3 protein-coding genes and 1 tRNA gene are annotated in these 2,660 nt (G+C 43.6%); 2 read left to right on the forward strand and 2 right to left on the reverse strand.

Annotated features, from left to right (window positions below; all coding sequences use genetic code 11):
* Window positions 1–670: 670 nt before the first annotated feature.
* Window positions 671–886, reverse strand: coding sequence for a hypothetical protein (locus tag IEW74_RS17120; RefSeq protein ID WP_188667386.1), 216 nt, complete (start codon window positions 884–886; stop codon window positions 671–673).
* 136 nt (window positions 887–1,022) lie between these two features.
* On the opposite strand from IEW74_RS17120, the gene IEW74_RS17125 reads away from it, so the two are divergent.
* Both IEW74_RS17125 and IEW74_RS17130 read left to right on the forward strand, forming a co-directional pair.
* Window positions 1,023–1,709 (forward strand): glutathione S-transferase family protein, encoded by a 687-nt coding sequence (locus IEW74_RS17125; protein WP_188667387.1) that lies wholly within the window; start codon window positions 1,023–1,025, stop codon window positions 1,707–1,709.
* A gap of 90 nt (window positions 1,710–1,799) precedes the next feature.
* Window positions 1,800–1,892: transfer RNA gene (locus IEW74_RS17130), tRNA-Ser, on the forward strand.
* A 215-nt stretch (window positions 1,893–2,107) separates the two neighbouring features.
* Here the strand turns inward: IEW74_RS17130 and IEW74_RS17135 are convergent.
* On the reverse strand, window positions 2,108–2,512 hold the full coding sequence (locus IEW74_RS17135) for a hypothetical protein (RefSeq protein ID WP_188667389.1): 405 nt from the start codon (window positions 2,510–2,512) through the stop codon (window positions 2,108–2,110).
* Between the last annotated feature and the right edge of the window lie 148 nt (window positions 2,513–2,660).

Below are 2,660 nucleotides of genomic sequence, written 5' to 3' on the forward strand. Positions count from 1 at the left end.
TCCCAAATATGGTCACTAATGACAAAACGATCCGTATTCATTCTAAAAATCCCAAAAGGACTCTTGAATCATAAATTGGAACGTTTGGGAATCCCTTAATTGTCAACAGGCCCTAAATGCTGATCGTATCAATTCATGGGTCGTCGATTACTTCCACTTGATGTGTGAATGTGAAGAGCAGTCGCCAGATGAGTATTCATTGCCCTATGAGATGATCGTGGATCATCTCAATTTGAATGAAGTACGGGATATAGATGAAGAACCAGTTGAATGGACGGTGGAGCTTCTTAAAGAATATCGAGAAAAAGGTTATGTCCAGTAATGCGAACTTTGAAACGTTAAAGTTTAACGTTCTAAGATGTCAAAATACACTATGCAAAACAATGCATTGCAATATACAGTTTTATATACAGTCTGTTTTTATTTTGATTAAATTACTGTTTTTAAATAATAATATAAGAAATATAAAAGGCTTCAAAATCCCTTGTCAGCAAGGACGTGCTGGTTCGACTCCGGCCACCGCTACCACTCTCAAGTCCTTTATACGGCTCGGTTTTTTATTGTCTATGCCGAAGTTGTGCAACTGTTGAACTAAACACAGCTTTAGATTTGCGCATCCACTATCCCCGCGAAAAACGGGGACCCCGTGATAATATCGCAAAAAGCCGTTTCACCGCTTCAAGCCGGAAGCTTCGCGTCCGCTTTCTGTGATTGTGGTTTTATGAAAGCCGGCACCGAATTGGGAACGTTTGACCCAGCCGCGCTTTTCACATTCGATAATGGTACGTTCAAGGATCGTGTTGGAAATATCGTCGGCAACGGCAATATCGCCGGACATGATCAGCAGTTCCAGCAGGAGCTTTTGTTGGGGAAGGACCTCGTTCATTGGGAAACCCTCTTGGATTGAAAAATAGACATTCTTTAATAATTTTTGTGGAAATGTGAATTGCATCATATTTATAGTTCCACAATTGGATAATCTATCTGAAAAGTTGTTAACATTGCGATAATGGACAAACAAAATGATTGATCTTTATTCTTGGCCGACACCCAATGGCCACAAAGTCCATATTATGCTGGAAGAGTGCGGCCTTGAGTATCAGGTACACGGTATTGATATTGCCAAGGGGGATCAGTTCCAGCCTGATTTCCTGAAAATCAGCCCGAATAACAAAATTCCTGCCCTTATTGATCATAATGGACCAAATGGTCAGGAGATCAGCGTTTTTGAAAGTGGTGCGATTCTGATTTATCTGGCGGAAAAAACAAAGAGCGCGCTTTTGCCCCAAGACCCGATGAAACGTTATGAGGTTTTGCAATGGTTGATGTTTCAGATGGGCGGGATTGGCCCGATGCTGGGGCAGGCCCATTATTTCCGTATCTATGCGCCGGAAAAGGTGGAATATGGTATTGAACGCTACACCAAGGAAGCCGCCCGTCTTTATGGTGTGATGGAAAAAAGATTGAGCGAGGTAGACTATCTGGCCGGAGAATATTCGATTGCGGATATTGCCTGCATGCCGTGGATCCGATCTTATAAGAATCAGGGGCAGGAACTGGATGATTACCCCAATTTAAAACGATGGTTTTTGACGATTAAAGAACGCCCGGCGGTTCATCGTGGGTTGGACGTGTTAAACGAACATAGCCGCACAAAAGCTTACGATAAAGAAGAACTGAAAACTTTGTTCAACGTGGATAAAAAATAATTGTGAGATAAAACGTTTTGGACGTTGACAGGGCAGCCGTCTGTTTGTAGAAAACCCATCTCGAACGGACGGATGCCCGTTTGCACATATGGACAGTTGGGTGAGTCGGCTGAAACCACCTCCCTGCTAAGGAGGCATACCCTTTATCGGGTATCGAGGGTTCGAATCCCTCACTGTCCGCCATTTCGATTTCTTCAATGAAATCAGCGACTTATCACTGGATTACAGTGAATATTATAACGGGGAATGTAACGTCAAGTGTTACGTTCCCCGCGCTGATTCTGGTCCTTTACGATTTGGCATTCCCCGTGTAAGAATCAAATTGAAACTCCAGTCAAAAAAAGAGGCGGGGAAAATCCCCGCCCAAGTGGCATCTACCTAAAAAGAGTTGTGATCTGCTATGCTGTCCCGACGCTTTTGCCGTGGGCTGGAGTTTCACCTTTTGGCAAGAAATCAACACCGTTAAATTCATCGCCTGAGATTGCGGTGTTCACAATGCCTTCAATAAAATCGTCAAAGACACCGTCTTCTAAGTCTTCTTTGAATGAGCGAATAGAATTAGCCAGCTTCGCAAGGTTGTTGTTTGAAATGGTCGTGACTTCTGTTGCTTTTCTGCGCAAGCTATTGAGAGCTTCTTCGCACCCAAACACTGCGCAACGTGCGTCATGGTCTTGAATTCGACCAACAAGATCAAACATACGATCCTGTTCAAGTGTGGTTTCGAAGTGGTCGATTTTTTGCATTGTCAGCCAAACAACCCTTTCGGCTTCCGTAATGATGTCGTGTTCGTTTTCGGCATACATTTCTTCAAGATCGTGTCCGTTTAGGTCAAAATCAGAGATGGTCCCCAAAAACAGGACAGGGTGTTAAGGTGGGATAACCGTTTTTGAAAAGGACTATCCGATGGCAAAACGCCGTAACCATTCAGCCGACTTCAAAGCCAAAGTAGCT

Origin of the sequence: Terasakiella brassicae (genome assembly GCF_014641495.1) — a bacterium.
Lineage (GTDB): Bacteria > Pseudomonadota > Alphaproteobacteria > Rhodospirillales > Terasakiellaceae > Terasakiella > Terasakiella brassicae.

Bases quoted from the DNA above. Each gene is read 5' to 3' on its own strand.
- IEW74_RS17125 (WP_188667387.1), top strand. From the start codon at position 1,023: ATGATTGATCTTTATTCTTGGCCGACACCCAATGGCCACAAAGTCCAT.
- IEW74_RS17135 (WP_188667389.1), bottom strand. From the start codon at position 2,512: ATGTATGCCGAAAACGAACACGACATCATTACGGAAGCCGAAAGGGTT.
- IEW74_RS17120 (WP_188667386.1), bottom strand. From the start codon at position 886: ATGAACGAGGTCCTTCCCCAACAAAAGCTCCTGCTGGAACTGCTGATC.